Raw genomic sequence first — 26,988 nt, forward strand, 5'->3', positions numbered from 1 at the left:
GAACGAGCCGGGTGGGTGCGCATCGGCAAAATTGTCGGGTTGCATGCTTTAGCAGGGGAAGTGCGCCTGCTGCCGGATAATCCAGACGCGGCGGTACTCCCACCTGGAACCAACGTCGAATTGCGGCGCCCTGGCGAGGTGCGCTCGGCCGAGGTGCGCGGCGCCCGACGCCATCAGCGCCTGCTGTTGCTGCAGTTTGCTGGCGTGGAGGATCGCTCGACGGCCGAGCAGTATCGCGACTTCGAAGTTTGGATCCGTACCGAGCAACTGCCGCTGGCCGGTGCCAACGAGTACTACTACTTCGAACTCGAAGGCATGGAGGTATACACCACGGCCGGTGCATGGCTTGGAGTCGTGACCTCGGTGATGCCCACTGCAGCCGCCGATGTGCTGGTGATTCAGGGCAAGGAAAAGGAGTACCTCGTGCCGATGGTGGGGCAGTTCGTGAAGTCCATCGACCGGACGACTCGCCGTGTGTGCATTGATCCCATCCCTGGGTTACTGGAACCCTGATGCACTTTTTCCTTCTCACGCTGTTCCCGGAATTCTTTCACTCCCCGCTTTCGAGCTCCATGCTCAAGAAGGGTCAAGAGCGTGGCGCAGTGTCCTTCGAACTCGTGAACATTCGCGACTTTGCTACGGACAAGCACCGGGTGACGGACGACACCCCGTACGGGGGCGGCGAGGGCATGGTGATGAAGCCAGAGCCCATCGTGGCCGCGCTCGAGTCGTTGGACCAAGGGTGCGAACGCCCTTATCGGATCCTGCTGTCTCCGCAGGGGCGTTTGTTGAATCAAGCCCACGTGGAGGAGTTAGCGCGCAAGGCAGCACTGGCGCTGGTGTGCGGTCGCTACGAGGGCGTGGATGCACGGGTGAGCCACTTCGTCGATGAGGAACTTTCCATCGGAGATTATGTGCTTTCGGGTGGCGAAATCGCTGCTTTGGTTGTGGTGGATGCTGTCGCTCGCCTGGTGCCCGGCGTTCTAGGTTCCCCCGCCTCGATCCACTGCGAGTCGTTTGCCAACGGGCTGCTCGAATACCCTCAATACACGCGCCCGCAAGAGTTCCGCGGCTTGCGCGTGCCCGAAGTGCTGCTTTCCGGCGATCATGAGGCCATCGCACGGTGGCGCCGCCAAGAGTCGCTACGGCGCACATGGGAAAGACGCCCCGATTTGCTCGCCCGTGCTCAACTCACCGCCGAAGATCGCGAATTCTTACGATCCCTAGGGGCAGTGATCGATGGCTGACCTGTACCTAGCCTTACTCCATCACCCAATGCTGGACAAAAATGGTCAGATCGTTGCCACCGCGCTGACCAACATGGACATCCACGATATCGCCCGCAGTGCGCTCACCTACGGGGTGCGGCGTTTTTATGTGGCCCACCCGGTGCGCGCGCTACGCCTGCTGGCACAAAAGATCATCGACCATTGGCAAACCGGCTACGGTGCCAGTTACAACGAAACGCGTAAAGAAGCCCTGGAAATTGTAAGCCTAGAAACCGATTTGGACGGGGTTTTGCTGGCAATCGAGCGAGAAGGTGGGCGCCGACCCCTGGTCGTGGCCACGTCGGCAAAACGAGGACTTGGGCGGGTGAGCTTTGCGGAACTGCGGAGGCGCTTAGAAACCGATTCGGATCCCTACCTGCTCGTGCTCGGTACGGGATGGGGGTTAGCCCCGGAATTGATTGCCCGCTGCGACCTATTTCTCGAACCGATCGAAGGAGTTGGAGATTACAATCATTTGTCGGTGCGCTCTGCAGCGGCGATCATGCTTGACCGATTGCGCGGCCAGCGCTAGCAAGCTGGGCTTCGGTTCGCCGACGAGCTTGCAAGGAGAGCCACCATGAACGTGATCGACGCTATCGAGCAAAAGCAGCTACGGTCGGATATTCCAGACTTTCGCCCGGGTGACACGGTGCGCGTACACTGCATCGTGGCGGAAGGGGATAAGGAGCGCATTCAGGTGTTCGAGGGCGTGGTTCTTAGGCGGTCGCGCGGTGCCAACCGGGCTACGTTTACGGTGCGCAAGGTCTCTTACGGGGTCGGCGTGGAGCGAACGTTTCCCCTGCACTCGCCGCGCATCGAAAAGATCGAGGTGGTCAGCCGCGGTAAAGTGCGGCGGGCCAAGCTCTACTATTTGCGCGGGCGCACGGGCAAGGCAGCACGGATTCAGGAAATTCAGTCCTAGCGGCACTGTTCTCTTGAGGCTGTTCGACCGGCGTTTGGAAGCGCAGCTTGTCAGCCTGGGCTCCGGGCAAAATGCGCGGTGCGGGCAACCGTGGCTGCAGCCCTGGGTTGCGAGCGGCGCCGCTCACGTTCCACCGCCAGCCCGCGGGAACTTGGCGAGCACGAAACCTCGCATCGCAGCGGCAACTTCGGCTCGCTCGTAGTCGAGACTGACCACGTGAAAACTTCTCTGTAGCCGCAGTATTTGTACCGGACCGGCTAGGTGCTCGCGCAGGTATTCCACCCCTTCCCACAGGCAGGTGTGGTCGAGTTCGGATTGCACAACCAACGTGGGCTGCGCCACTTCCTTCACCTCGCCGCGCACGACCCTCTGAAGCTTGACGAGTTCGGCCACGGCACGCAGTGGAATCACGTCATAACCGACCCGCGCACTCCGTGCTGCGGGATCGGCAATGTCGCTTTCTCCTTTGGGCCAATATGGGCGGATGCGGGCCAGCAGTGGCAAGAAGGCTGCGGCCTTTTCGATCCACCACGCGCGCAGAAATAGGGCGGGTGCGAGCAGGATTAACGCGGCCACCCATCGTGCGCGCGTTGCCGCAAGATGCAACGCGAGCAGTCCCCCGAGCGACTGCCCGACCACGACCACCGGCGACCCTTCTGCCCCGGCTTGCCGGGCCGCCTCTTCGGTAGCCGCGTACCACTGCTGCCATGAGGTCACGGCAAGCGCTGCGGGAGAGGCGCCGTGACCCGGCAACAGCGGAACCAGAGCTTGGTGTCCAGCGCCCGCTGCGGACTCGGCGAGAAACCGCATTTCATCCGGTGTGGCGGTAAACCCATGCAGAAATAGGTGCGCGGGCGCGCCGCCCGCATAGGTTAAAGCAACCGCTGTCTTGGCAGGAACCGTGTTGTTCATACCGGCTCGGCTACCTGCCAACGGCTCTTTTTGCTCCAGGAGTTAGCGGCGTGTGGCTCCGGGTGCCGCCGCAACTTGAATTGGGCTGAGCTCGATCTTGGCCTTGGCTTGCAAGGAATTCACGAACTCTTCCAGCACGTAGGCGCGCCTCTGGGCCATGGTTTGCTGGGCGAGCTGGTCCTTACGCGCGGCAAACTCTTCGTCGGTCGGTTCAACCCGATCGAGTAAAGCCGCAACGACAAAGCTGTCTCCTACGGGGAATGCACGGGGAACCAACGGAGCCTCGGGAGTGAGATCGAATGCCGCTTGCTTGAGTTCCTGACTGTCCCCAATTCGCGGGATGAAGGCTCCGTCCCGCCCAAACGCGGGAGTTTCTTCGACTTCGACGCGCTGTGCCTCCGCAACCGACCGCAGGTTCGACTTCTTAGCTTCCTCCAAGAAGCTTTCTGCCTTTTGTCGCGCGAGCTGACGTGCTTTCGCCAGTTTGGATTTCTCGGCCACCTTGTCCTCGATCTCCGCAAGATCGGGAATCTTCGACGGAATGCGCTCGAGAACCTTGAACACCACAAACTCCCCGGGGGCGTTGACCACGGGCCCAATTTCTCCTGCGTTCACTTGGAAGGCCGCGCGCGACAACGGGTGATTGCTCCCGAGACCCTCGATGGTGTCGTGCTCGGCAAACGGAGCGGGAGTGCGAAGGGTGAGGCCGCTGGCCTTGGCAATGGCTTCGAGTGGCTCTCCATTAGCCGCACGCGTGCGATCGCTGTTCGCTTGCTGCTGTGCCAGCTCGCGCGCTTTGGTGTTTTGCAACTTGGTGCGGATGGTCTCGCGCACCTCATCGAGAGGTTGCGTGCTCGCTTCCTGCTTCTCCTCGACCTTGACGATGTGGAAGCCGAAGTTGGTTTGCACCAAGTCGCTAATGGTTCCGGGCGGCAGGGAAAATGCCACGGCATCGAAGGCGGGCACCATTTGACCACGTGGGAAAAATCCAAGGTCACCGCCCTGCGGGCCACTGCCAGGATCTTCCGAATACGTTCTCGCGAGCTCCGCAAAGTCTTCTCCCTTGCGCGCCTTCTCCAATACCTCCGCAGCCCGCTTGCGGATCGCTTCCTTTTGCTCCGCCGTGGCATTGGGCTCGACGCGGAACAAAATGTGCCGGGCGTGTACACGCTCCGGCCGCTGAAATTCGCTCTCATGACTTTCGTAGTAGGCGCGAATTTGCTCGTCGCTCACTTCCGCGCGGGGTTTGAAAGCGTTCTCCTCGTAGGCAATGAATTCCACACGCACCCGCTCGGGCTCACGGAATGATTCCCGATGCTGCTCGTAGAATTGAGCGACTTCCTCCTTCGATACCGTAATCTCATCCGATAGCTTGGCGGCGTCGAACTCGACAAAAGCCAAGCGGACTTTCTCTTGCTCGTACCGGAAACGACGCTTGAGATCGTCCTCGCTCGCTTGCACTCCGGCAAGCACAATATCCTGTAATTTGTTTACCAGGATGTCGCGCCGGACATTGTCCTCGAATTCCGCTGGCGTGAGGCGATTGGCCCGCAGAACCCGGATGTAAAAGTCACGGTCAAAACGGCCGTCGCGCTGGAAGGAATCCATCTTGGCGATAAATTCGCGCACCTCGGCGTCGGTCGCCTGAAGTCCCAGGCGCTGCGCCTCTTGGACCATGAGCTCTGTGCGAATCAGGCGGTCCAACGCCTGGGAGCGGATGTCGATCCCTTGCAACAACTCAGGACGGAATTGGTCGCCGTACAGGGTGCGATAAAAATTCCGCAGGTTTTCCTCGCCACGCTGCAAGTCTTTGTCCGTAATCGGCTTCCCGTTCACGCGGGCCACTGCGGTGTAGCGGCTGGTGCCGCGCAGCCCAAAACCAACGCCCCAGTAGATGAACACCGCAGCCAAAACGCCGAACAAAACCTTGACCCAGGTGGCGGAGGCATTGCGCCGGATAAACTTCAACATAAGGCTAGCGACCTCGCGGACCGACGATAGACGAGCCCCCAGGGGAACGCAATTCAAGGCTCGGAGGAGGGTGGCCGTGCCCCGCCATTGTTGCAGATCAAGCACGTGCACGGCTCGGATACCGTGGCGGCGGAGTGCCATTCCTCGGGTGTTGCAGCTTGCAAGCGCAAGGCATGCAAGTCGCGACCAATGCGACCGCCGATCGCCCCGTAAACCATGCGATGACGCTCGACTAAGGACTTTCCCTCGAATTCGGGCGAGACGATGCGAACGAAGTAGTGGCTGCTGCCCCCGCGATCCCCGGGGTGGCCGGCGTGCTGAGCACTTTCATCCTCGATCCACAGGTGCGTGGGTTTTAGCTCGGTGATCAGAGCCTTGCGCAAACGCTCGGGCATGGTGAGTCGCGAAACGGTCTAGCTGGATCGCAGCGTCCGCTACGCGACGCAAGGGGCAAGACTCATTCGGAGAAGCAGGGAGGGTAACACGCGTTTTGCCTCGTCCAGTAAGTGGCCAGTTGGACAAAGCAGCGCAGATACTGTTCCCAATTGCTCGGCTTCACCACGTAGCTGTTCGCCCCGGCCTGGTAGCACGCCCCGACCTGAACCGGATTCGCTGACGAAGTGAATATGACCACGGGCAGCGCCGCTGTGTGCGGGTTGGCACGGATGTGCTCCAACACTCGGAGGCCGTTGAGACCAGGCAAATGAAGGTCCAACACAACGACGCGGGGAAGTTCCTCTCGGCGGCGTCCGCGCAGCCAAGCGAGTGCCTCATGGCCGTCAGTAAGAGCGAGAATAGCGAGGCCTCCCAATTGGGACCGCGCCAGTTCCAGGATCAACTCCCGGTCGGCCGCATCATCCTCGACCCACAACAAATCCACCAATCTCCCGGACTCCATCCGCCCGAATGCCGCCGTCCTCAATTGCTGTGGTGCGCAAGACCATGCGCTGTTCCAGCGCAAATTGCAAGAACGTTTTTGGCTCTCACCCGGCCGGTAAGGTGAGCACCCGGACCCCGTGGGGCGGCACGGAGGGGAGTGTGACTCCCCCGTTGTGCAGTTCGATTACTTGCCCAGTCCAGTGCTCGAAGGCGTGCGCGAGTTTACTCCCGTGGGCGAACCACTGAGAAAGCGTTGCCTGTCGGGTGGAAGGCAAGTCGTCGAAATTGAACAGGGCGAGAGCAAATTGGTCGGATGCTCGGGCAATCAAGATGTTCGGTGGATCGGCCGCCATGAGATTTGGCAGGCTCGCTTGGTAGCGATCGTCTCCCTGGAGCTCGAGGATTAGCCGCAACCGCTCCAGCTCTCGCTGGGTAAGGTGCGAGAGGCGATCACTCAGAACGAGCATCCCGTCGGTTAACACGATGGCAGTGGCAAGCGTACGAAACTCTTCTTCGGTCAGCCGGGTCCGCTGCGCGCGCACCATCAAACAGTCGGGATCGTTCAGCCACCAACGGCGATGCAGGAAGGCACGCGTGAGGGTGTTCCGTACCGCGTGCTTGGTGGCGACGCCGTGAAGATCGCGGAGCGGAACACGACTGAGGAAATTGCTCCAGTAGGGGGCGACGTCGGGGCCAATCCGCATCGCATCCACGATGCCCACGGCCGGACCCAACGGGCACCCGCATCCGATCAGGAAGGCATTGTCGCCGGCAGCCGCGCGGATCGTCTCCAAACCTCGCCGAAGCGCTTCTGCGCGCGTGGCACCGGCATCGGACCGTTGCCCGGGCAGTGCGGCTGCGTAGAGGAAGTCGAGCTTGAGGACGGTGAAGTTCCACTTGCGCACCAGGGTGTCGATGACGGAGGCGATCCACTCGAGCGCAGCCGGATGTGTTGTGTCGAGCGCGTAGCAAGGCGTGCGGCCCCACATGGGGTTCCAGAGGGCAAAGCGGGGTCTCTGGTCGTCGTTGCGGACAAACCACTCTGGATGTTCGGCAAACAACCGAGACTCGCGTTTGGCAATGAACGGCGCGAGCCAAATGCCAGCCGCAAAACCGGCCGATCGGATTTCGTTGGCCAAACGTGCCATGCCGTGGGGGAACTTTGCGTTTGGCAGCAACCAGTCGCCAATGGTGGCTTGGTACCCGTCGTCGACCTGGAGGTAGTCGAACGTCACAACCCCCCGGAGGTTGCGCGCCGCGTCGATGTTGTCGCGAATCGCACCTTCGTCGATCTCAGTGAAGTATTCGTACCAAGAACACCACCCCACGGGGCTACGCTCGCTTACACGCGCGCCCATATGTTGCCCGCTTCTTTGGGCGTAGGCAGCGAGCCCACTGTACGCATCCGGCACCACGGCAAGCGCCAGCGGCGGCACGGAAACGGTAGCGCCGGCCGGCAGCGGCTTACTCTCATAGTGCACGGTGGCGGCCCAACGGCCACAGCGCTCTCCAACGATGGCAAGCTCGATATCGGCAAAGGTAAAACGGGCATCGAGAAAGCCAACAACCAAAACCTCGCCGCTGTGCAGGTTCGCAATGGCGGTGAATACGTCGGACCGGAAGTGGCCCGGGGTACCCGTGGAGGGACGGGCGATGTCGATGAGCCCGATCTTCAACAATCCGGAAAACGGATCCGGATCGGCTTCGTGGGCACGAAAACTCCTTGTGCCCGTCCAGGACTGATAGCCATTGCGAAACACACTCCAGCTTCGGGCCGATTCCCCGATGCAAACCTCGCCAAAGTCTGGCAGCCACAAGGGCGCGACTGACTGCAGGTGGACCGTCTCGTTGCCCCGGTTCGAAATTCGCGGGTAGAGCACCAAGAAAAGTTCCTCCGTGCGCACGGTGAACTCGAGGGAAAGACCGTGCTGCTCGCTGGCCGCGCGAACCACACCGTTGCCGCCCTGGTGGAGCAAGGGACGATAGGAAAACGGCTGGCCCCTGATTTCGTAGCGCACACTTGGCCGCAAGCCCTCGAGGCGCACTGCACCTTCCGCGCTGTAGAAGAACCATCGCCCGTTTCGAACCTCGTACCGCATGGCCACCACTCGCCCTCCTCTCCGCGTTGTTGTGCGACGAGCACCGTACTTGCGACCTTACGGCAGTTCCCACTTGCGAGCCAAGGTGCGCACGTGGAATTGTCGCCGCGGTCAGATCGTTTCAAGACAGTGCGGAACCCGGTGGCGGATACGCGAGCGTTCCTCGTAAGGCAGCAACCTCCTCCTCGGGAGGGTAGGGCAGCCAGAGTCGATGTTCTTCTCGCCACGCACGCACTTGCGCTTCGGCTTGTGCCCGGCGGGCAGCGTCCAAGCCCGAGTCTTGCCCGCAGTAAACGGTTTGCGAGGGGAAGGCGAAGCTCGTGCCGCTTTCGGCAACGATGTCCATGATGCGCAAGAATAAGTCCTCGCGCACCGCGAGGAACTCGTCGTGTTCGGTCGTTTCGATATAGGCGAGGATCTCCAGATCGAGCGAATACGGGCCAAAGCCAACAAAGCGCACGCGTGCGGGATCGGGAGACACTTTGGGGTGGGCAATCAAAAGCTTCTTGATTTCCACGAGCACGTAACGGAGTTGGTCGGGGGTGGTTTCATAACGCAAACCCAGATTCGCCGTGAGCCGAATGCGGTCGCGCCGGCTGAAGTTTTCAATTTGCATCGAGGCGAACTCGCCGTTGGGGACCGAGAGCACCGTTCGATCCAAGGTGCGGATGCGGGTGGAGCGCAGGCCGATGTCTTCTACGACTCCAAGCTTGTCGCCAAAGCGGCAAAACTCGCCCACGCGCACGGGTTGATCGGCAACCAAGGTGATGCCGCCGAAGAAGTGTTCCAGCGTTTTCTGCCCGGCGAGTGCCACCGCCAAGCCGCCGATCCCGAGACCGGCGAGCACGCTCGTGACGTTGAAGCCGAGGTTCTGTAACGCCACGAGCAAGGTGAGGATGGCCAAGAATACCTTGGTGGCACGCCGGCCAAGCGGGAGAAGCGAAACCACTGCTTGCCGATTCGCAGCGCGCTCCTCGATGGCGCGCGCCGCAACGTCGACCGAGCGCATGAGCAGCCAGGCCGTCAGCAGGATCATGCCGGCGCTGGTGAGCGACTGCACCGCATGCGCAGCACGCACCGACAACGCTAGCAACGGAAGCTCGCTGCGGAAGATGGCGAAAGTGAACAGCCCGTGTAACGGTGCGCGCATGACGATGACTGCGTCTTCGCTCAACGGCACCCAAGACTGCGACACAATTGCTCGTCCGACCCGCACACTGATGCGGGTGAGCACCCAAGCGAGGAGCCAGGCGACGACGGCGAGTATGGCAAAACCGATCCACTGCCAGAGGCGTACGCCGAGGAATTGCAACTCGAAAAATGGCTTGGGCAGGTAGGTTTCCAGCGGGCCGTAACCGAATTCCTGGTACAAGGCCGGAATGCGAGCAACCGTGTCGGGCGCCACCCGCCAAATGAGAGCTCCGTCCTCGCGTGGCCCCCGCTCGAGGTAAACACGGGTTGGCTTTTCGGCGGAGGGGATGACGGCAATGCTCTCGCGCCGCGCAGGCAAGCCGTCGTCCCGGTCGCCCTCGGGAGAATCGCTCACTTGCTCAGGGTCGAGCCATACCGTGCGGTCGATGACGACGCATAACTGCCGGGCAAGTTGGGGCCCCACCTCTTCCCGCTCGGCCGTGCGGATTCGGCGCAAATCGAGGAACTGCGCTGCCCGCGCGTAGTCGCGCGCGCCGCACGCCTCGAGGAACCCGCGCACCGTAGAACGCGGCGTGCCCCGCCCGTAGTCGTCGACGGGCCCGGCACTCGTCGGCGTCGGCGGAGGAGCCATGCCAAGCGGCGTCTCGGTTACTTGCGCGAGTACGGACTGTGGCCGCCCGCCGATCGTGGCCAGGAGAGCACACGCCACTAACCAGCCGCGAGTCGTGAACCAACGCTGCTTCATACCGTTCCTCCTCCGCAAATTTGCCCCGCGAGCTTGCTGTCTTTGGCAGAGCAACGCAAGGATGCATCCAGTACTCGAGCCGTTTCCTTGACCCCTGCCTACGGCTAGAGGGCCACTCATGTTGACGATCGAGGAGTTCAGCAAAGTTGAGCTGCGCGTGGGCACGGTGCTTGCCGCCGAAAACCACCCCAATGCCGATCGGCTTTTGGTCTTGCGCGTGGACCTTGGGAGCGAGGTGCGGCAAATTGTGGCTGGCATTCGCGCGCACTACCGGCCGGAGGAGCTGGTTGGCCGGCAAATCGTCGTGGTTGCGAACTTGCAACCCGCAACCTTGCGCGGAGTCGAAAGCCAGGGAATGCTGCTCGCGGCCAGCGACGAAGACGGGAACCTTGCTATCCTCACACCCGACCGTCCGGTACGCCCAGGCGCGCGCGTAAGATAGCAAGCCCCCTGAAACCCGCGCCCACCCGCTTGGTTGATACGCTCACTCGCGATAAGCACGCGCGTGCACCCAGAGTAGACGAAAGGAGCTTGCCAATGGCTATCGACTTCTCCTTCCCGTCGGAAATCGAAGAGGTTCGTTTGAAGGTCCGGGAGTTCATCCGCGAGGTCGTGCGCCCACGGGAACAAGAAATCGAGCAGCACCCAAACGACCGCTCCTTCTTGATCCGCAAGATTATCGAAATGCGCCAAGCTGCTCGGGAGTGGGGCTTGTGGCTGCCCCACATGCCGAAAGAATACGGCGGTATGGGGCTCGGCCATGTGGCGATGGCAGCGGTGCAAGCCGAGGCAGCGAAGTCGGCATTTGGACCGTTTGCCCTCAACGCGCAAGCACCCGACGAGGGCAACATGCACACCCTGCTCCATTGGGGCACGGAACAGCAAAAGGAGAAATACCTCCGGCCGCTGTGCGAAGGCATCATCCGCTCGTGCTTCGCCATGACCGAGCCGGAAGTTGCCGGTTCGGATCCGACCTTGATCCAAACCCGTGCCGTGCTCGACGGCGATGAGTGGGTGATCAACGGCCACAAGTGGTTCATTTCCGGTGCACGCGGGGCGAGCTTTGCGATTTTGATTGCGCGCACCGAGGACAATCCGCCGATTCCCCAAGCGGCAAACTCTGCGTTTATCGTCGACCTTCCTGCTGAGGGCTGGACGATTGTGCGCGACATCGAAACCATGGCCGGAAGCCACAATCACTGCGAGATCCGCATCGAAAACTTGCGGGTGCCGCGGGAGAATCTCCTGGGGCAGCGCGGCCAAGGGCATTTGCTCGGGCAAAGCCGATTGGGTCCGGCACGCCTCGCCCACTGCATGCGGTGGATCGGGCAAGCGGAAATGGCTTTGGACATGATGGTCGACCGCGCCCTGAAGCGCTACGCCCATGGCTCCTACTTGGCGGAAAAGCAGGGGATTCAGTGGATGATCGCAGACTCCGCCATGGAGCTCTACCAGTGTAAGCTCATGGTGTTGCACGCCGCCTACAAGATCGATCGGGGCGAAGATTTTCGCAGCGAGGTTTCGATGGCAAAGCACTTCGTGGCGAACGCGTTGAACCGCATCATCGATCGCGCCATCCAAGTCCACGGCGCGCTCGGTTACTCGCTCGACACACCGCTTGCCCGCATGGCGCAGCACGCGCGGTGGGCGCGGTTTGCGGATGGCGCGGACGAAGTGCATCAGTGGCGCATCGCTCAACGAACGATCGAAGCCTACAAGCGCGATGGCACCACCAAAGCGGCAACCGGCGGACTCCCGCTTTAAGGCGTGGTCGGCCATTCGCACTGCGTCTAGGGGCTGCTTGGCGGTCGCTTCGGCGTTGTCGTTCGTGTTCTGCGGATGCCGGCAAGCGGATTCCGCTGCGCCGCTTCGCGGGGCCGACGTCGTTTTGATCGTCGTCGACACCCTGCGGGCCGACCATCTGGGATTCGCGGGCTACGCCCTACCCACATCGCCGTTCTTGGATCGATTGGCCGCGGAATCCACGGTTTTCACGGATGCGTTAGCGCCCTCGTCGTACACGCGGGAGTCAGTGGCCGGGCTCTTCACGGGCATGTGGCCGGCATGCAGCGGTGCGATTGGCTGGAATGCTGCGCCCGAGCAGGTTGCCACCACATTGGCCGAGGAACTTGCGCAGGCTGGTTACGAAACAGTCATGCTTACCCTCACGACGATGCTGCAAGCTCCACCCTTTGCCCGCGGCTTCGCGCGCGTGGAACACTTGGCTAAGCAGTGGGGCGTTAGCCGTGCGGGTTGGCAACTCACCGAGCGGGCCTTGGAAATTTGGCGCGAACCACGGAACCGCCCGTTGTTCTTGTACTTGCACTACCTCGATCCCCACGGCCCCTACGACCCGCCGCCGGAAATGCTGGCCCGTTTTCCGGAGAGATCCGAGGTTGTCTTGGATCTTTATCGCGACGTGCGCCCAAAGCTTCCGCAGCTACGCGCCGCGGGGTTCGACCGCAGCGATCCTCGGTTGCAAGAAATGGTGCGCCGTTACGACGCGGAAATCGCCCACACGGACCAAGCGTTGGAGCAACTCTTCGCTGGTCTTCGCGCAAGCCAGCGGCGTCCGCTACTGGTCGTGGTCACGGCGGATCACGGCGAAGAATTCCTCGAACATGGTTTCGTGGAGCACGCGTGGACACTCTACGAGGAAAGTGTGCGCGTCCCCCTCCTGTGGTGGTCTCCTGGAAGGCTCCCGCCGCAGCGCTCCTCTGCCCCGGCGTCGCTGGTGGATATATTCCCCACCATCCGAGCGCTGGTGGGCATCGCGCCCACCCCGGCGCGCGGGCAAGTTCAAGGTGCGGTGCTGTTTGCGCTGGACCGCGGCAGGTTACGGGTGGCGGAGATGGCGAACCGCCAGCGCTGGGCCGAGTTGGGCATTACGGAGCGCAATGTCGTGCGCGCGCTTTGGTGGCAAGGCTGGAAGTACGTGGTCGCACGGCGCTGGCTGGATCCGGATCAACGCTCGCACTCGAGCAAAATCGAAGAGCAACTCAGGTCGACAGGGAACACGCCACCCCTGCCGCCGGCTGGCGCGGAAGTGCGCGAAGAACTGTTCCATCTTGCCAGCGACCCGCTAGAGCAGCGCAACAGCATCAGCGATGCCGGTGAGGTGCTCGCGGGGTTGCGCACGCACGCGCGCGACCAGGAGGAGCGCTGCCCGCTGGCTGGGACGCGGCCGAAGGCACCCGTCACGTTGGCTCCTCACGAAGCCGAGGCGCTCCGGCAACTCGGCTACTAGCAGGGCGGAGCTCGGTCTTGAGGGGCGTCTGGAGGGATTCCTCTGCTTGGAATTCTCTCTTACTTTGGGTCGCGTGAGGGAGCAGGCCCCTCGTCAGAGGGGAAAAAAAGGAGGCGACGATGCGCAACGTGCAACGCATATGGTTGGCGAGCCTTTGCGGGTTGTTGGCCCTGGTCTCTGCGGGGCCGCTGTTTGCAGGCGGTCCGAACCCAGGTTGCGTGGCGGATGCCGCTCATGAGCGGAACCTCTGCCGCGACCTTTGCCGGGAGAACTTCCAGGCGGCCAAAGACCTGTGTCGCAACATTAATCATGGCTGCGCCGACGCCTGCCGGGCCATGCGCCAAACTTGCTTAGAGGGTAGCCCGGACAATCCCGGACCGCTGGCCACGCTGCGGAGCTGCATCGACACCTGTAACGCTGCACTCGACGCGGAGAAAAACCGCTGTCGGACTGAGCAGTGCCCGGAGGGAAGTCCAGATCGCGAAACTTGCCTCGATGCCTGCATCGATGCGGCTCAGGTGGTTGCCTTCCACTGTCGCGACGGGTGCCGCGAGCGGGCCCGACCGGGTATTAAGCTTTGTCGCGATTCCTTCCGCGCGTGCATCCGCGCTTGCCCGCCAGCGCCGTAAGCATCGTTGCAGCAAAAGTTAGAATGGGGACTGCATCGCGAGGCGTGGCCGACGGTGCGCAATATTCGGCTCGCTTGAGCTCGGCTCCCGCGCGGCCGTGACCGGCCCGTTTTGGGGGGAGTGGCACGGGCGGGCCGGGGCCGGGGCTTGGTCATCCAAGTGGCTTCTCCCCCCGAATTTTGCGTTGCGGAGAACGAGCGGAAAACCGTGCTACGCGGCTGGCTCCACTGGTAAGCCTCGTTCGGACTGCCAGCTCAGAGCCCGGAGACAGCTCCCCAGAAGCGTTTTCCAAGAGCGAAGGCGCGGATTTGTTCTGGTGACCGCTCAGCCACCTTGCTAACGTGAGCGCGGTGTTGTGGCACAAGATTCCGGGGCTGCTCCTGGTGGTGTTGGCGTGGCCGGCGGCTGCGTCCGCCTTGGTGGTCATCGATCGTGACTTCCGGGAGCTCGTCCAACGCGCGGAGCTGATTGTCGAGGGTACGGTTGCCCGCATCGATGAGGCTCCGGACGCTGCGGGCATTCAGCGTACGCTCGTCGCCCTCGCAGAGCTCACCGTTCACAAGGGCGAGTGGTCCGAGTCGGAATTCGTTCTCGATGTCGCGGGCGGGAGCAAGAACGGGCTCCGTGCGCAGGTGTTGGAATTGCCTTCGTTTCGAGTCGGCGAGCAAGTGATCTTGTTCGTTCGCGGCAACGGCCGAGAGGTGTTTCCTGTAGTTGGGGTGCATCAAGGTTACTTTCGGGTGGTGAAGGCTCTCGATGGGGAGGAGAGGGTAGTGCGCTGTGACGGCCTGCCGGTGGTGGGGCGCACGCAACGTGCGTTGCGGTTCGCTCCGCGAGCCCCGCGCGGTGAAAGCACGGGCATTTCGCTTCGCGAGTTTCGTTCGTGGATCCACGAGGAGCTCGACCGATTGCCGCGAGGTGACGAATGAACCGGCTTCTGGCCTGCCTCGTCGGCACCGCGGCACTCGCTTGGTGTTGCGCTCGCGTGCTCGCGTGGGATTGCATCCGGCCGAGTCCGTCGGCCTCCTGCATATTCTGGCCGGGCGGGCGCGTCACCGTGAAGTCGTTCTTAGGCGCGCCTAGCCGTGGCCCGCTCCTCAACGGCACCCGCACTTGGGACGAAAACACCACCTTGGCGGCAAACGAGTGGAATGCGCAAGGCGCGAATGTCTCGATGACGGTGCAGGTCGGCGGGTCGTTCTTCGATCCGTGCGGGCGCCAAGGGCCCAACCATGCGTGCGATAACACCGGACCGGCAGGGGACAACCCAGTAATGTTTGCCAACGACTTTTGCGGACGGGACTTTGGCGACATTATCCAGCTCACCAACAACTGTTACCGCCCGGACACGGGCACCATGGTGAACGCGCCGGTATTCATCAATGCTCGCGTGCGCTGGAATGCGTACGACGGGCCGCTCCGTTTCGATGTGTCTACGGGCACGCCCGATCCGGTTTACGACATCCGCCGCGTGCTCTTGCACGAGCTCGGGCATGTGCTCGGGCTGGCGCATCCCGATGAAGCAAACCCGCCGCAAACTGTGGTCGCCATCATGAACTCACGGGTAAGTAACATCGACCGGCTGCAGCCCGACGACGTTGCCGGCCTTCGTGCCATTTACCCTGCTCCTCCCGCCGTGCAACCGACTCCGTCGCAGGGATGCGCGGTGGCCTCGGGAGGCGACCCGCTCTGGATTTCTGGGTTGTTGGTTTTGTGGCTGATCGCAACGTTGCGGCAAAGGTGAGCTGGCTTTCGCGGTGGAGATTCGTTCGGCGCCACTGCAGCAGCAAGCGACGCTCCCGCCCCAGGGCGTGCTCTGTGGTCAGCCGTACAGAGCGATGAGGGCGCTGCCGAAAGCGATCACGCTGGCGCCCGCGAGACGGTAGCGCGTTTCCAATTCGCGCAGCACGAAGTGCGCGAGCACCACGCCGAAAACGATGCTGCACTGCCGCAATCCCAGGACGTAACTTGCCGGAGCACTGGCGAGCGCCCACAGGATGAGGAGGTAAGAAAATCCACCGAGCATCCCAGTGGCCGCCATGCGCCAGGCGTTGCGCTGCCATTCGTTGCGAAGCCGGGTGGGCGCTTCGCGCCGAAGGAGAAACGCGATCACGCAAGTTTCGCCGAGGCTCACGAAGTACAAGAACACCAGCGGGTGAAGCAGGCTCACGCCTTGTTTATCCACCACAGTGAACAGCGCAACGAAGAGCGCGGTGAGTAGTGCGTAGCGGGTGACGGGCGCCCGCAGCACTGCCCGCAAGCCCTGCGCGCGAATGCTCGGCCACTGCAGCACCACCGCGCCGCCGCCGGCGAGCAGCGCGCCCGCCACACCCGCGGCGGTCACAGGTTCCCCGACAACGAGCGCGTCCCACGCCGCGAGGAGCACCGGGGCCGTGCGACTCAACGGGTAGGCGACGGAAAGATCCCCAGCGTCGTATGCCCGCAATAGATAGACCGCGTAGCCCGCATGGGTTGCGACCGACAGGGCCATCCATAACCAACTGGTTGCGGCGAACGGCTGCGAGACCATCAGCCATAGCGCAAGGGGCGCATAACACACGGCCGCCACGGTTCCTTGGCCGAGGAAGAAAGCCCAACGGTCGGCACTCCCTTTGTTGAAGAGGTTCCACAGGGCGTGGAGAAACGAGGAGAAGAGCACGGCTGCAAGCGCCCCTGTGGTCATGCCCCGCTGCTAGGGAGCGAGCCGACCATTTGCAACATCGCGCGCTGAGGGGTTTAGTGGTTCCCCGAACGATCCGAAATCCACTGGAGGATGGGAGCGATGATTGCCGTACGAGGCTTGGATCATTTCGTCTTGCGGGTGCGCGACCTCGATCGTGCGTTGGCTTTTTACCGCGACGTGCTCGGACTCGACGTTCTCTGCCTCGACGAATTTCGCGCTGGCACGCGGCCATTTGTCTCCGTGCGGATCGGGGAACAGTTGCTCGACCTCGTTCCTGACCCGAGTTTTGCCGGGCCCGGCGGCGGACCTCATGACGGTTTTTTGCACTTCTGCGTGCAGGTAGCAGGCAGCGTGAAGCAATACGTGCCGTTGCTGCGCAACCAGGGTGTGGAGATCGTGGACGAGGAGCCCGCATGGCGCTTGGGCGCGCGCGGTTGGGGTTGGTCGGTCTACGTCCGCGATCCCGACGGATATGTCGTGGAGTTGAAGGAGTGTGAAGCGTGATGTCGAGGTCGAATGCACGACAGTGGCCTTGGATGTTGGTGGCGGCGGCGCTGCTCCTCGGCGCTCACAGCCGGGCTGCAGAGATCGACTGGGCTGCGGTCGAGGCGGAGGGCACACAGCTCTTGCGCGAGTACTTGCGCATCGACACCACCAATCCGCCGGGCAACGAGCTCGCCGCAGCGCGCTTTTGGGAGGAGAAATTTCGCGCCGCCGGACTCTCCCCCCAAGTGTTCGAAACCTCGCCGGGCCGTGGTGGCGTGTGGGCGCGGCTTTCCGGGCGCGGAATGGGTGGGGCTGTGGTGCTGTTGCATCACCTCGACGTTGTGCCGGCAGAGCCCTCGCAATGGAAACACCCGCCGTTTGCCGCGAAGGAAGAGGGCGGATACGTGTATGGGCGTGGAGCCGTGGACGCTAAGGGCCTCGGCGTCGTACAAGCCCTGGCGGTGTTGCTGCTGCACCGCCAGGGGATCGTGCCCGCACGCGACGTCCTATTCGTGGCCACACCCGACGAAGAAGCTGGCGGTCGCCTCGGAGCAGGCTGGTTCGTGGAGCACTTGCTGCCCCGCTTGGGAAGGGTGGAATTCGTGTTGAACGAGGGTGGCCATATTCGTCCGATGCCTTCCGGCAAACTTGCCTTCGAGGTGGCGGTTGCGGAGAAAACCCCGCTGTGGTTGCGTTTGACCGCGCGGGGTAGAGCCGGCCACGGTTCGGTCCCCCCGGCAGAGACCGCTGTGACCAAACTCATCCAAGCGCTCGCTCGGGTGCATGCCACGCCGCGCGCGCTGCGTGTGACCGACGAGGTGCAGCGCTACTTTGCCGCCCTTGCGCCACTTCAGGTGGGTGGCCAAGCGGCGGCCTTCGCCGACTTGCGCGCCTCGCTTGTGGAGGAACGCTTTCGCCAGCAGTTTTTGCTCGAGCCCCGGCAGGCTGCATTGGTACAGGACACTATTGCCATCACCGTGCTCCAAGGCAGCCCGAAAACCAACGTGATCCCCGCCACTGCGGTGGCTGAGCTCGACTGCCGGCTCCTGCCGGGAACGGAGCCGCAGGCTTTCCTCGAACGGCTGATGCAAGCGATTGCTGATCCGACGATTCAGGTCGAAACCTTGCTGCAATTCCCACCCTCTTCATCGTCCGTCGATACGGCCCTGTACGCCGCCATCGAGCGGGTTGCCGAACGGGAAAACGGGCGCGTGGTGCCCAGCGTGCTTACTGGCTTTACCGACAGCCACTACTTCCGCGAGCGGGGAATCGTGAGCTACGGCTTTGCCCCCTTCGTCATGACCGAAACCGAGCTGCAAGGGATGCATGGCATCGACGAACGCATCAGCAAGAAAAACCTGCGCGACGGCACCCGCCGCCTAATCGAAATCCTCAGCGAGCTGGGCAAATGATCTCTTCTAAGGGACTGCGGGCAGACTGACCCTTAAGAGACACACAACACGTCAAGGCACTGGTGTCCGGGATCGGCTCGGAAGGGCCGGCCAGAGGGGGCGCTACGGCTCCAGCAGAGTGGCGCGCAGGTAGTCGCGGTTCAGGCGGGCGATGAAGCGCACGCTAATTTGCTTGGGGCACACGGCTTCGCACTCGAAGGTGTTCGTGCAGCCGCCGAATCCCTCCTTATCCATCTGCGCCACCATGTTGCGCACGCGGCGATAACGCTCCGGTTGTCCTTGCGGCAGCAGGCCCAGGTGCGACACCTTTGCGGCCACGAACAACATCGCGGAGGCATTTTTGCACGCCGCCACACAGGCCCCACAGCCGATGCATGCGGCTGCATCCATAGCGAGCTCCTGTGCTTGTTTGGGCACCAGGATGGTGTTGGCGTCGGGGGCACCACCGGTGTTCACCGAAATGAACCCGCCGGCCTGCATGATGCGGTCGAACGCACTGCGGTCGACGACTAGGTCGCGCAGCACCGGGAAAGGCTTCGCGCGAAACGGCTCCACGGTGATCGTGTCGCCGTCGCGGAAGTGGCGCATGTACAGTTGGCAACTGGCCTTTCCCCGCCCAGGGCCATGAGGAATGCCGTTGATCACCAGCGAGCAGGATCCGCAAATGCCCTCGCGGCAGTCGCTTTCGAAGGCAACCGGTTCTTCCCCGCGCTCGACGAGCTCGCGGTTGAGGGCATCGAGCATTTCAAGAAAGGACATGTCGGGCACGACGTTGTCCTTCACGTACATCACGAAGTTGCCCGGCGAAGAGGCGTTCTTTTGCCGCCAGATCCGCAACGTGAGCCGCATTACTTGTAACTCCTCGTGGTGAGCTGCACGAACTCGAAGCGCAACGGTTCGATGTGGCGAACCGGCCGCTCGTTCGGCCCTTGGTATTCCCAAGCCGCCACGTGGCAGAAGTTCTCGTCGTCCCGCTTGGCCTCGCCGTCTTCGGTTTGGAACTCCTCGCGAAAGTGCCCGCCGCAGGATTCCCGGCGCTCCAAGGCATCGAGACACATGAGCTCCGCAAACTCCAGAAAATCGGCCACGCGCCCAGCACGCTCCAGAGCTTGGTTGAGTTCCTCCGGACCGCCGGTCACCCGGGCCTCGCTCCAAAAGCGCTCGCGAATTTTCGGAATTTCTTCGAGTGCGTGGCGCAAGCTCGCCTCGCTGCGCGACATGCCGCAGTTGTCCCACAAGAGTTTGCCGAGTTGGCGGTGAAAGACGTCCACCGGATGCTTGCCATTGATGCTGAGCAAACGCTCGATTCCCTTGCGGGTCTGTGCTTCGGCCTCGCGGAACTCCGGCGCATCCACACTCGGACGCGGCTGCTTGCTGCGGGCCAAGTAGTCGCCGATTGTGTACGGGAGAATAAAGTAGCCGTCGGCCAGCCCTTGCATCAGCGCGCTCGCTCCCAGCCGGTTGGCCCCGTGGTCGGAAAAGTTCGCTTCTCCGATTACGAACAGCCCGGGCAAATTGCTCATGAGGTTGTAGTCCACCCAGAGACCGCCCATCGTGTAGTGCACCGCCGGATAAATCCGCATCGGTACCTTGTACGGGTCCTCGTTGGTGATCTCCCGGTACATGTCGAACAAGTTGCCATAACGCTCGCGCACGACGTCGATCCCCAGGCGGCGAATGGCATCGCTGAAGTCAAGGTAGACCCCGAGCCCTCCCGGGCCGACGCCGCGCCCCTCGTCGCACACGCGCTTGGCTGCTCGCGACGCGATGTCGCGCGGCGCCAAGTTACCGTAGCTTGGATACATGCGCTCGAGGAAGTAATCGCGCTCGTCCTCGGGAATTTGATCGGGCGGCCTCGTATCCCCCTTCTTTTTCGGCACCCACACGCGACCATCGTTGCGCAAGGATTCCGACATGAGGGTGAGTTTGCTCTGGTGGTCGCCGCTCACGGGAATGCAGGTGGGGTGAATTTGCGTAAAGCACGGGTTCGCGAAAAACGCGCCGCGTTTATACGCCCGATAGGTGGCAGTGACGTTGGAGTTCACCGCATTGGTCGACAAGTAAAACACGTTGCCGTACCCGCCGGTGGCGAGCACCACGGCATCGGCCGCGTGCCGTTGGATCTCACCGGTGAGGAGGTTGCGCGTGATGATGCCCTTGGCGTGACCGTTGACCACCACTAGGTCCAGCATTTCTGTGCGCGGATACATTTTCACCTGGCCGAGACCGATTTGGCGGCAGAGAGCCGAATACGCGCCGAGCAAGAGTTGTTGTCCGGTCTGGCCGCGCGCATAAAACGTGCGCGATACTTGCGCGCCACCGAAAGAGCGGTTCGCCAAGAGCCCACCGTACTCGCGGGCAAACGGAACCCCCTGCGCAACGCACTGGTCGATAATGTTCACTGAGACCTGTGCGAGCCGATACACGTTGGCTTCGCGCGAGCGGAAGTCGCCGCCTTTGATCGTGTCGTAAAACAGCCGCCACACGCTGTCGCCGTCGTTTTGGTAGTTCTTTGCCGCGTTGATCCCCCCTTGGGCAGCAATGCTGTGCGCCCGCCGCGGGCTATCGTGAAAACAAAAAGCCGACACCTGGTAGCCCAGCTCCGCCAAGCTCGCCGCAGCCGATGCACCCGCAAGCCCAGTGCCGACAACGATGATGTGAAACTTGCGCTTGTTGGCGGGGTTGACCAACGCCAGCTCGTTGCGATGGCGATCCCACTTTTGCTCCAGGGGACCCGGCGGTACGCGTCCGTCCAAAATCATCACCTTCCCACCACGGGATAAGGAATCCAGCCAGCCAGCACGGCAAGCGGAATGGAACAGTTGCCGAAGAACACGATGAGCCCAACGATCGGCCCCAAGGCACGGATCACGGCATTGTAGCGCGGGTGGTTGATCCCGAAGGTTTGCAAGAAGCTCGAGACACCATGCTGGAGGTGCAGCATTAACGGCAGCATGGCGAAGAGGTATGTGAGGGACACGAGCGGCTGCCGAAAACCTAACACGACCATGGCATACACGTCGTGCCGCCCCTTGGCATCGTGAAGCTTGAAATGCTCCGGGTGCGTTAGCCCGAAAGTGAAGTGCGCGAGGTGGTAGAGGACAAAGCCAGCCAAAATGAGCCCACCCATGAACATGGTGCGCGCGGCATAGGTGGTGACCTGCGGCGACCACACCTCGTACGGCTGCGGGCGTGCGGCCCGATTCCACTGCGTGATGCGAAACGCGGAAAACACATGCAGCACGAAGGCAACGAGGAGAACGATGCGAGCCGTCCACAACAGTGCTGGCATTTTGCGCAGCGACTCCGCATACGCATTGATTGCGTCGGGACCGAGGTAGATTTGCAAGTTGCCGAGCATGTGCACGACCACGAAGCCGGACAGGATGAGCCCGGTCAGGCCCATGAGCCATTTCAATCCCACGGTCGACTGGAACAGGCTGCCCAGTTTGCTCATCTTGTGCTTGCCTGGTTTCAGGTTCCTACCAAAGCTGAACAGTCGTTCAACCGAAACGGACTTCGATTCTTTTCATGCAAGCTATTAGGAGACTCGCGCGGGTACGGCGCGATGAATGCGGGCGCGGGGAATCCGCCACGGGGCGGCGAGTGGCCAGTAGCGAGTGGCGAGTGGTGGATCGCAGATTAGCGACTAGCGAATGGCGAGTGGCGAAATGGGGAACACGTCGATTGGCGATGGTGTTGTCACCGGCGCCGCGCGCGTTGCCATCTTGGCGCCCGGCACCAACACCAGCGTAGGGGCAGCCCTTGTGGCTGCCCTCGTTGCCGGCCACCACGCCGCGACGGCATCTTTGCAACGAGACGCAACCCGTAGGGGCGACTCATGCGTCGCCCGTGGGGCTGAGTGGAGCATTTGCAGCGAATAGATTCGCGAGTGGCGAATTGCGAATAGCGAATGGCGAGTGGGGAATGGGCCCGCTGGGGGGACCGGCGTTCGCGCGTGTTGCTACGATGTGCGCCGCAGCACAGGCACGACTTCGCGGGCCAGTGCCTGCGCCAGGTCTTGCAGCAAGGCGGGCAGTTCACATCCAGCGGCTGCTGGATGGCCGCCACCACCGAGGCGCTTGGCAATTTGCGAGACATCTACGCTGCAATCCGGCGAACGGCGAAAACTCACGCTGTGTGCGCGCAAGTCGAACAAGGCAAACACCGTGCGCTCGGCCGATCGATTCCAATGGTCCGCAACCTCGCTCGGGTAGCCGTCGCACACCGCGGTCACCAACACCACGCCGACTTCCGGGACCGCCAGTTCCACTCGGCTCCGCTCGGCCAGCGCGATGCTGCGGCTTACATCTTGCCGTGCTGTGGCGTAGGCAGCCCGTAAACGCTCACTCCACTTCCCCGTGCGCGCGAAGGCGAGCAGTTCGTCGTAAGCTGAAGGGCTATTCATGGCATTGACCGCCAACGCCAGCGCGTGCGAGTCGGGGATTTGGTGCAACCAGCGGTCGTTGTCGTCAGCCATGGCAACGAGCTTGGACAACGCAGAGGGTTCTGCCGCCAGCGGGCGTGTTCGGCGCAGGTAGTCGTACACCAAGCGCGAGGCCGCAAAGGACTCGTCCAACACCAAGTCCGTAAAGGGCACGTGGACTCCGCCGCTGCGGTAACGTTCCAGGGCCGTGCGGTGGTGGTCGATCCAGTACAGCCGCACGCCTTGTTTTTGCAGCTCGGTCAAATGCTGATCGACCTCAGGTTCCACCCAAGAGATGTCCGTGATCCAAATTTCGTGTTCCGCCTCCTTGGGTTCGCAGCGGAATTCGCGCAGGGTGTGGTTGACACCGGTGTTGCTGCAAAATACCGCTTCGACCTCGCACTGCGGGTGGAAGCTCGCCAGGACGACAGCGGCGGTGACACCGTCGAGGCATTGCGGGCCGTGGCTGACGACGTGAAGATAGCGGGGCCGATTTTCCTGAGTCACGAACAACGATTATGGCGCAACCAGCGCAACTGCAAAAGGAGGAATCAGCGGATGAAGCTTTCTGACCGGCGGGCTCTGGTGACGGGCGCAGGCTCGGGCCTGGGCCGTGCGATCGCCCTGCGTTTTGCCAATGAAGGAGCACACGTGGCGATCAACGACATTTACCGCGACCGCGCCGAACGGGTTGCGGAAGAAATCCGTTCCTTGGGCAGAGAGACCCTGGTGTTCGTTGCCGACGTTTCCGATTCCGTCGAGGTCCGCGCCGTTTTCGAAGAACTCAGCACCCACTGGCCCAGGCTGGATATTCTGGTCAACAACGCCGGTATTGTCACGCTCGACCCGGCAGCGCAACAGCGGCTTGTGGCCGCGCAAATGGAGCGGCTTGCTGGCGCGGCGCCAGCGCAGCCGCTCGCGATCACGCAAAGCGTGTCCGACATGGATTGGCGCCGCACTCTCGCCGTGCACCTCGACGGCACCTTTTACTGCACCCGCGAGGCGCTGAAGATCATGGAGGCCCAGCGCTACGGCAAGATCATCAACATGGCTTCCGTTGCCGGGCTCGGTGGCCTGGCAGGAGCGGCAGCCTACTCTGCCGCCAAGGCTGGAATCATCGGCCTTACGAAAGCGGTAGCGCGGGAGGCGATTTATGCCGGCGTGTACGTGAATGCGATTGCCCCTGGATTTATCGACACGCCCCTCCTCGAGGACCTCGATCCGCAATTGAAGCGAGCCATTGCATTGCAAACGCCGATTGGCCGCTTCGGAACTGCCGACGAAGTTGCAGCGCTGGCGCTATATCTGGCAAGTGACGAATCGAGCTACACCGTCGGGCAAGTGCTGTCGCCCAATGGGGGCGTGTACATGTGAAGAACGCGATTCTTCAGCGGCCGCGAAAATTGGGCTTGCGCTTTTGGAGAAACGCCTCGACGCCCTCGCGGTAATCCTCGCTGGCAAAGCAGCGCCGAATTTTTTCCTCCACCCCCTGTGCCGCGGGCGGCAACTCCCGCATGAGAGCTCGAATCGCTGCTTTATGTGCGGCCATGGTGAGGGGAGCGTTCTCGACCAACCGCTGCGCATACGCGTGGGTTTCGGCTCGCAGGTCGGGCCGAGGCACGACGCGGGTGAGCAAGCCGACGCGCAGGGCTTCGTCTGCGCTGAGGACCCGCCCAGACAGCAGCAAATCGGCTGCAGCGGTGGGACCGACCGTGCGCACCAAAGGGGCAATCCCCATGTGCAGCGGATACGACAACCCTAAGCGCACCGCTGGCACACAAAAGCGTGCTTCCGACGCCCCCAGGCGCACGTCGCACGCCAGGGCCAGCGCTACGCCGCCACCGAAACAGAGGCCATTGATCATGGCAATCACGGGTTGGTCGAGCTCGGCGATCGCAGCGAGTGCGCGGTGGCTGGTGCGATCGTATTCCAGTGCTTGCTCCGGGTTGGCGCGGGCCGCCGGAAACTCGCGGATGTCGGCCCCGGACACGAACGCCTCTTCGCCACCGCCGGTGAGCACCACGACCCGAAATGGTTGCGTGCGCACCCAGCTCACGACTGCGTAAAGTTCATTCCACGTCTGCAAGCTCAACGCGTTGCGGCAATCGGGCCGGTCGATCGTCACCCATAACGTCCCGCCGTCTCCGTTCAGCCTTAGATGCTCGCAGTTTGGCGCCATGGCGTCGCGGCTCTACCAAAACACAGGGAGCGCGTCAGCTTTCTGCACACAGAGCTCGCTGCCTCTGCGCCCGGTCCCCGTCCGCCAGTGCCAACGCATTGGTGACTCTCCCCACCCCGAACTACCACTCAACGTAGGGGCCGACCCGCCGGTCCCCCTATGGTGTGGTTTTCATGCGCACCACTCGCCGCTCGCTGCTCGCCGACTGTTCGTGCGTGGAGGCATTCCGCCCTAACGGTAACGGGGGCGACCGACGGTCGCCCCTACGTCCCCTATCCATCGGGCACCACGTGCGCTGTCGAGATGCGCGGTCCTTTGCCGCGAGGCCTTCACTCCGGGCAGCCCTGCAACGCGAAACCGACCGCCCGAATCACCGTCGTAATGTCGACCTCCGCGCCCCGGGCATGTCCCTCAGCGCAGCTTCCCGCAGGGAGGAAACCGAGAATCATGTTGATCAGAGTGACGATCTCCTCCACGGTCACGGAGCGATCGCCGCTACAGTCGCCGATGCACGGAGCGACGGCGACGGTCGGACTCGGAGTGGCCGTTGGTTCGTTGGGGATCGTTGGCGTCGGCGTCGCTCCGGCGCACCGCTGATCTCAAGCGCGAAGCTCGCTTGAATTTGCTCGCCGACAGCGTCAGAAGCCGCGAGCGCGAAGTGGAATTCGCCGCCCGCAGTCGGTGTTCCCGAGAGCGTTCCGCTGTCTTGGTTGAGGTGAAGCCCGGGCGGAAGCACACCGTCGGCGAGCGCGAGTCGATAGGGTGGAGAGCCACCGTAAACAAGCACGGCGGGTCCGTACGCTTGTCCACGGGCGCCTGCGGGCAAGTTTTAGTCGGCAGCGGACAGCCCAACATCCACCGCGACATTTTGTGCACCGACGAACTCGCCCAAGTCCGAACAGCCGTTCACCGGTGCTTCGGCCGCCGTGGGAGTGTCGTCAGCCACGCAGGGCATCGCCTCGTTATTCTCCGGATCGCGTGGGCCTGTGTAGCGGTAGAACTCATAGCGGCGCACCACCGCTCGCCGCCCTCGTGGCGAGGCTCCTTCGCGAATGTCAGCGTCTTCCTGATCCCCCTCCGCGTTGCCCGGCTTGGATTGATTGAGTTTCCACTCGGTTTCTACTTCGGTTTCGCCCGGGACGATACTGTCCCGCGCGCCGAGCAGTAGGCGCACGAGATCCGCCGGTTCTAGTTTCTCCTCGGATTCCACCTTGAAGACCCTGAGCCACTGCGGCTCGCCATATTGCCCTTCGTGTTCCTCTTCGAGCGGCTCGAGCTCTGCCCGTACCGCGGCGGCCGCCACATTGCCGGGTGCTGGTCCGACTGCCGGCGGTTGCACATCCCACACCGGCACCGGCAGCGCGACCGTCACCGGCGAGGGAGCAAACGAAGTGTTTTGATTGACGGGCTCGGCTGCGACGAGCCAGCGGTAGGTGACCCGACTGGGATTGGCACGCAAGCTTACTCCGAAACGCTCGCAGTCGCTCTGTTCGTAGTTGCCTACGGGGCCACCGGCAAAACAGTCGTGCCCGTGCGGTTGGATCGCTTGGGCCACCGGCGTCGATGCCCATGCAGAGCCGCTCCAGCGGCGGTAACGCACTACGACCGTGGACGTTCCTGCAGGCACACTGGCGATTTCAGGGTCGCCATAGCGGCTGTACGTGCCACCGAAGGTGTAGGTGACATCCTCGGGATGAAGGCCTTCGATCTCGATTTCGAACCCGTGCGTGGGCTCGCCAGTGTCGTTCACAACGTCGAAATTCGCCAGCGTACCCACGGCTGGGCTTGCGCACGTAGCACGGGCGAACACAAGAACGGTGCAGGCAGCTAGCGTTGGTCCGATGCGGCCACGTAGCCGTCCGCGATGACGGCGTGCGGCGGCAACCTTGCGACGAGAAACCATGCGGCATTGTTGGCCCGCGATCCGGATCCGTTAAGCCACGAAATTTCAACTGGGAGCCAGCGGTCGGATCGGCTT

28 protein-coding genes are annotated in these 26,988 nt (G+C 62.6%); 13 read left to right on the forward strand and 15 right to left on the reverse strand.

Annotated features, from left to right (window positions below):
• Nucleotides 1-15 precede the first annotated feature (15 nt).
• The 4 genes from rimM to rplS are packed head-to-tail and all read left to right on the forward strand — an operon-like array spanning nucleotide 16 to nucleotide 2,190.
• Complete coding sequence (gene rimM / locus N3C12_01590; protein MCX8071132.1) at nucleotides 16-513, forward strand: ribosome maturation factor RimM; 498 nt, start codon at nucleotides 16-18, stop codon at nucleotides 511-513.
• A complete protein-coding gene (trmD, locus tag N3C12_01595) occupies nucleotides 510-1,247 on the forward strand; it encodes a tRNA (guanosine(37)-N1)-methyltransferase TrmD (GenBank protein MCX8071133.1) in 738 nt (245 codons plus the stop codon). Before rimM ends, trmD begins: the two co-directional genes overlap by 4 nt.
• The gene (locus N3C12_01600) at nucleotides 1,240-1,800 is read left to right on the forward strand and encodes an RNA methyltransferase (protein MCX8071134.1); all 561 of its coding nucleotides are present in this window, start codon (nucleotides 1,240-1,242) and stop codon (nucleotides 1,798-1,800) included. The genes trmD and N3C12_01600 overlap by 8 nt, the downstream gene beginning before the upstream one ends.
• Nucleotides 1,801-1,845: 45 nt before the next feature.
• Nucleotides 1,846-2,190 carry a 50S ribosomal protein L19 gene (gene rplS, locus N3C12_01605; GenBank protein ID MCX8071135.1) on the forward strand — a complete coding sequence of 115 codons (345 nt, stop codon included), beginning with the start codon at nucleotides 1,846-1,848 and terminating at the stop codon, nucleotides 2,188-2,190.
• A 123-nt stretch (nucleotides 2,191-2,313) separates the two neighbouring features.
• Here the strand turns inward: rplS and N3C12_01610 are convergent, their stop codons facing one another.
• From N3C12_01610 to N3C12_01635, 6 genes are all read right to left on the reverse strand, one after another.
• Nucleotides 2,314-3,102: an alpha/beta fold hydrolase gene (locus N3C12_01610; GenBank protein MCX8071136.1), complete on the reverse strand. Its 789-nt coding sequence runs from the start codon at nucleotides 3,100-3,102 to the stop codon at nucleotides 2,314-2,316.
• Between the two features lie 42 nt (nucleotides 3,103-3,144).
• On the reverse strand, nucleotides 3,145-5,073 hold the full coding sequence (locus N3C12_01615; GenBank protein ID MCX8071137.1) for a SurA N-terminal domain-containing protein: 1,929 nt from the start codon (nucleotides 5,071-5,073) through the stop codon (nucleotides 3,145-3,147).
• 53 nt (nucleotides 5,074-5,126) lie between these two features.
• On the reverse strand, nucleotides 5,127-5,468 hold the full coding sequence (locus N3C12_01620) for a BolA family transcriptional regulator (GenBank protein MCX8071138.1): 342 nt from the start codon (nucleotides 5,466-5,468) through the stop codon (nucleotides 5,127-5,129).
• A gap of 62 nt (nucleotides 5,469-5,530) precedes the next feature.
• The gene (locus N3C12_01625) at nucleotides 5,531-5,971 is read right to left on the reverse strand and encodes a response regulator (GenBank protein MCX8071139.1); all 441 of its coding nucleotides are present in this window, start codon (nucleotides 5,969-5,971) and stop codon (nucleotides 5,531-5,533) included.
• 85 nt (nucleotides 5,972-6,056) lie between these two features.
• Nucleotides 6,057-8,051 (reverse strand): alpha-galactosidase, encoded by a 1,995-nt coding sequence (locus N3C12_01630; GenBank protein MCX8071140.1) that lies wholly within the window; start codon nucleotides 8,049-8,051, stop codon nucleotides 6,057-6,059.
• A gap of 121 nt (nucleotides 8,052-8,172) precedes the next feature.
• Nucleotides 8,173-9,948, reverse strand: coding sequence for a mechanosensitive ion channel family protein (locus tag N3C12_01635; GenBank protein MCX8071141.1), 1,776 nt, complete (start codon nucleotides 9,946-9,948; stop codon nucleotides 8,173-8,175).
• Between the two features lie 118 nt (nucleotides 9,949-10,066).
• Between N3C12_01635 and metG the strand changes: the two genes are divergently transcribed.
• The 6 genes from metG (at nucleotide 10,067) to N3C12_01665 (ending at nucleotide 15,568) form a co-directional block, all read left to right on the forward strand.
• Entirely contained in the window at nucleotides 10,067-10,390 is a 324-nt protein-coding gene (metG, locus tag N3C12_01640; protein ID MCX8071142.1) for a methionine--tRNA ligase subunit beta, read from the forward strand.
• A gap of 95 nt (nucleotides 10,391-10,485) precedes the next feature.
• Nucleotides 10,486-11,712, forward strand: coding sequence for an acyl-CoA dehydrogenase family protein (locus N3C12_01645; GenBank protein MCX8071143.1), 1,227 nt, complete (start codon nucleotides 10,486-10,488; stop codon nucleotides 11,710-11,712).
• Nucleotides 11,672-13,195: a sulfatase gene (locus N3C12_01650; GenBank protein MCX8071144.1), complete on the forward strand. Its 1,524-nt coding sequence runs from the start codon at nucleotides 11,672-11,674 to the stop codon at nucleotides 13,193-13,195. The genes N3C12_01645 and N3C12_01650 overlap by 41 nt, the downstream gene beginning before the upstream one ends.
• A gap of 119 nt (nucleotides 13,196-13,314) precedes the next feature.
• Nucleotides 13,315-13,824, forward strand: a complete 510-nt coding sequence (locus N3C12_01655; protein ID MCX8071145.1) for a hypothetical protein — start codon at nucleotides 13,315-13,317, stop codon at nucleotides 13,822-13,824.
• Nucleotides 13,825-14,174: 350 nt separating this feature from the next.
• Entirely contained in the window at nucleotides 14,175-14,753 is a 579-nt protein-coding gene (locus N3C12_01660) for a hypothetical protein (GenBank protein ID MCX8071146.1), read from the forward strand.
• 128 nt (nucleotides 14,754-14,881) lie between these two features.
• A complete protein-coding gene (locus N3C12_01665; protein MCX8071147.1) occupies nucleotides 14,882-15,568 on the forward strand; it encodes a matrixin family metalloprotease in 687 nt (228 codons plus the stop codon).
• A 78-nt stretch (nucleotides 15,569-15,646) separates the two neighbouring features.
• On the opposite strand, the gene N3C12_01670 is transcribed toward N3C12_01665, so the two are convergent.
• A complete protein-coding gene (locus tag N3C12_01670) occupies nucleotides 15,647-16,507 on the reverse strand; it encodes an EamA family transporter (protein ID MCX8071148.1) in 861 nt (286 codons plus the stop codon).
• Between the two features lie 99 nt (nucleotides 16,508-16,606).
• Here N3C12_01670 and N3C12_01675 point away from each other — a divergent pair, with 99 nt between their 5' ends.
• Both N3C12_01675 and N3C12_01680 read left to right on the forward strand, forming a co-directional pair.
• Nucleotides 16,607-17,011: a VOC family protein gene (locus N3C12_01675; protein ID MCX8071149.1), complete on the forward strand. Its 405-nt coding sequence runs from the start codon at nucleotides 16,607-16,609 to the stop codon at nucleotides 17,009-17,011.
• Complete coding sequence (locus N3C12_01680; GenBank protein ID MCX8071150.1) at nucleotides 17,011-18,405, forward strand: M20/M25/M40 family metallo-hydrolase; 1,395 nt, start codon at nucleotides 17,011-17,013, stop codon at nucleotides 18,403-18,405. Before N3C12_01675 ends, N3C12_01680 begins: the two co-directional genes overlap by 1 nt.
• Nucleotides 18,406-18,507: 102 nt before the next feature.
• On the opposite strand, the gene N3C12_01685 is transcribed toward N3C12_01680, so the two are convergent.
• The 4 genes from N3C12_01685 to N3C12_01700 all read right to left on the reverse strand — a co-directional run bounded on the left by N3C12_01685 (nucleotide 18,508) and on the right by N3C12_01700 (nucleotide 23,338).
• A complete protein-coding gene (locus N3C12_01685) occupies nucleotides 18,508-19,254 on the reverse strand; it encodes a succinate dehydrogenase/fumarate reductase iron-sulfur subunit (protein ID MCX8071151.1) in 747 nt (248 codons plus the stop codon).
• On the reverse strand, nucleotides 19,254-21,167 hold the full coding sequence (locus N3C12_01690; protein ID MCX8071152.1) for a fumarate reductase/succinate dehydrogenase flavoprotein subunit: 1,914 nt from the start codon (nucleotides 21,165-21,167) through the stop codon (nucleotides 19,254-19,256). Before N3C12_01690 ends, N3C12_01685 begins: the two co-directional genes overlap by 1 nt.
• Nucleotides 21,167-21,862 carry a succinate dehydrogenase cytochrome b subunit gene (locus N3C12_01695; GenBank protein MCX8071153.1) on the reverse strand — a complete coding sequence of 232 codons (696 nt, stop codon included), beginning with the start codon at nucleotides 21,860-21,862 and terminating at the stop codon, nucleotides 21,167-21,169. Before N3C12_01695 ends, N3C12_01690 begins: the two co-directional genes overlap by 1 nt.
• A gap of 507 nt (nucleotides 21,863-22,369) precedes the next feature.
• The gene (locus N3C12_01700) at nucleotides 22,370-23,338 is read right to left on the reverse strand and encodes a DHHA1 domain-containing protein (GenBank protein MCX8071154.1); all 969 of its coding nucleotides are present in this window, start codon (nucleotides 23,336-23,338) and stop codon (nucleotides 22,370-22,372) included.
• 51 nt (nucleotides 23,339-23,389) lie between these two features.
• On the opposite strand from N3C12_01700, the gene N3C12_01705 reads away from it, so the two are divergent.
• On the forward strand, nucleotides 23,390-24,205 hold the full coding sequence (locus N3C12_01705) for an SDR family oxidoreductase (GenBank protein MCX8071155.1): 816 nt from the start codon (nucleotides 23,390-23,392) through the stop codon (nucleotides 24,203-24,205).
• Between the two features lie 13 nt (nucleotides 24,206-24,218).
• Here the strand turns inward: N3C12_01705 and N3C12_01710 are convergent, their stop codons facing one another.
• The 4 genes from N3C12_01710 to N3C12_01725 form a co-directional block, all read right to left on the reverse strand.
• Nucleotides 24,219-25,010, reverse strand: a complete 792-nt coding sequence (locus tag N3C12_01710; protein ID MCX8071156.1) for an enoyl-CoA hydratase-related protein — start codon at nucleotides 25,008-25,010, stop codon at nucleotides 24,219-24,221.
• Between the two features lie 329 nt (nucleotides 25,011-25,339).
• On the reverse strand, nucleotides 25,340-25,492 hold the full coding sequence (locus N3C12_01715) for a hypothetical protein (GenBank protein MCX8071157.1): 153 nt from the start codon (nucleotides 25,490-25,492) through the stop codon (nucleotides 25,340-25,342).
• Nucleotides 25,489-25,797 (reverse strand): Ig domain-containing protein, encoded by a 309-nt coding sequence (locus N3C12_01720; GenBank protein MCX8071158.1) that lies wholly within the window; start codon nucleotides 25,795-25,797, stop codon nucleotides 25,489-25,491. Before N3C12_01720 ends, N3C12_01715 begins: the two co-directional genes overlap by 4 nt.
• 42 nt (nucleotides 25,798-25,839) lie before the next feature.
• On the reverse strand, nucleotides 25,840-26,913 hold the full coding sequence (locus tag N3C12_01725; GenBank protein ID MCX8071159.1) for a hypothetical protein: 1,074 nt from the start codon (nucleotides 26,911-26,913) through the stop codon (nucleotides 25,840-25,842).
• Nucleotides 26,914-26,988: the final 75 nt, after the last annotated feature.

It is taken from the genome of Candidatus Binatia bacterium, from assembly GCA_026415395.1.
Taxonomy (GTDB): Bacteria; Desulfobacterota; Binatia; order HRBIN30; family HRBIN30; genus HRBIN30.

Excerpts from the sequence above, each read along its gene's own strand:
- N3C12_01685 (MCX8071151.1), bottom strand. The coding sequence starts at position 19,254 with ATGCGGCTCACGTTGCGGATCTGGCGGCAAAAGAACGCCTCTTCGCCG.
- N3C12_01675 (MCX8071149.1), top strand. The coding sequence starts at position 16,607 with ATGATTGCCGTACGAGGCTTGGATCATTTCGTCTTGCGGGTGCGCGAC.
- N3C12_01695 (MCX8071153.1), bottom strand. The coding sequence starts at position 21,862 with ATGAGCAAACTGGGCAGCCTGTTCCAGTCGACCGTGGGATTGAAATGG.
- N3C12_01645 (MCX8071143.1), top strand. The coding sequence starts at position 10,486 with ATGGCTATCGACTTCTCCTTCCCGTCGGAAATCGAAGAGGTTCGTTTG.
- N3C12_01705 (MCX8071155.1), top strand. The coding sequence starts at position 23,390 with ATGAAGCTTTCTGACCGGCGGGCTCTGGTGACGGGCGCAGGCTCGGGC.
- N3C12_01635 (MCX8071141.1), bottom strand. The coding sequence starts at position 9,948 with ATGAAGCAGCGTTGGTTCACGACTCGCGGCTGGTTAGTGGCGTGTGCT.
- N3C12_01630 (MCX8071140.1), bottom strand. The coding sequence starts at position 8,051 with ATGCGGTACGAGGTTCGAAACGGGCGATGGTTCTTCTACAGCGCGGAA.
- N3C12_01680 (MCX8071150.1), top strand. The coding sequence starts at position 17,011 with ATGTCGAGGTCGAATGCACGACAGTGGCCTTGGATGTTGGTGGCGGCG.
- N3C12_01655 (MCX8071145.1), top strand. The coding sequence starts at position 13,315 with ATGCGCAACGTGCAACGCATATGGTTGGCGAGCCTTTGCGGGTTGTTG.
- N3C12_01615 (MCX8071137.1), bottom strand. The coding sequence starts at position 5,073 with ATGTTGAAGTTTATCCGGCGCAATGCCTCCGCCACCTGGGTCAAGGTT.
- N3C12_01620 (MCX8071138.1), bottom strand. The coding sequence starts at position 5,468 with ATGCCCGAGCGTTTGCGCAAGGCTCTGATCACCGAGCTAAAACCCACG.
- N3C12_01670 (MCX8071148.1), bottom strand. The coding sequence starts at position 16,507 with ATGACCACAGGGGCGCTTGCAGCCGTGCTCTTCTCCTCGTTTCTCCAC.
- N3C12_01610 (MCX8071136.1), bottom strand. The coding sequence starts at position 3,102 with ATGAACAACACGGTTCCTGCCAAGACAGCGGTTGCTTTAACCTATGCG.
- rplS (MCX8071135.1), top strand. The coding sequence starts at position 1,846 with ATGAACGTGATCGACGCTATCGAGCAAAAGCAGCTACGGTCGGATATT.
- N3C12_01710 (MCX8071156.1), bottom strand. The coding sequence starts at position 25,010 with ATGGCGCCAAACTGCGAGCATCTAAGGCTGAACGGAGACGGCGGGACG.
- N3C12_01625 (MCX8071139.1), bottom strand. The coding sequence starts at position 5,971 with ATGGAGTCCGGGAGATTGGTGGATTTGTTGTGGGTCGAGGATGATGCG.
- N3C12_01600 (MCX8071134.1), top strand. The coding sequence starts at position 1,240 with ATGGCTGACCTGTACCTAGCCTTACTCCATCACCCAATGCTGGACAAA.
- N3C12_01725 (MCX8071159.1), bottom strand. The coding sequence starts at position 26,913 with ATGGTTTCTCGTCGCAAGGTTGCCGCCGCACGCCGTCATCGCGGACGG.
- metG (MCX8071142.1), top strand. The coding sequence starts at position 10,067 with ATGTTGACGATCGAGGAGTTCAGCAAAGTTGAGCTGCGCGTGGGCACG.
- N3C12_01650 (MCX8071144.1), top strand. The coding sequence starts at position 11,672 with ATGGCACCACCAAAGCGGCAACCGGCGGACTCCCGCTTTAAGGCGTGG.
- N3C12_01690 (MCX8071152.1), bottom strand. The coding sequence starts at position 21,167 with ATGATTTTGGACGGACGCGTACCGCCGGGTCCCCTGGAGCAAAAGTGG.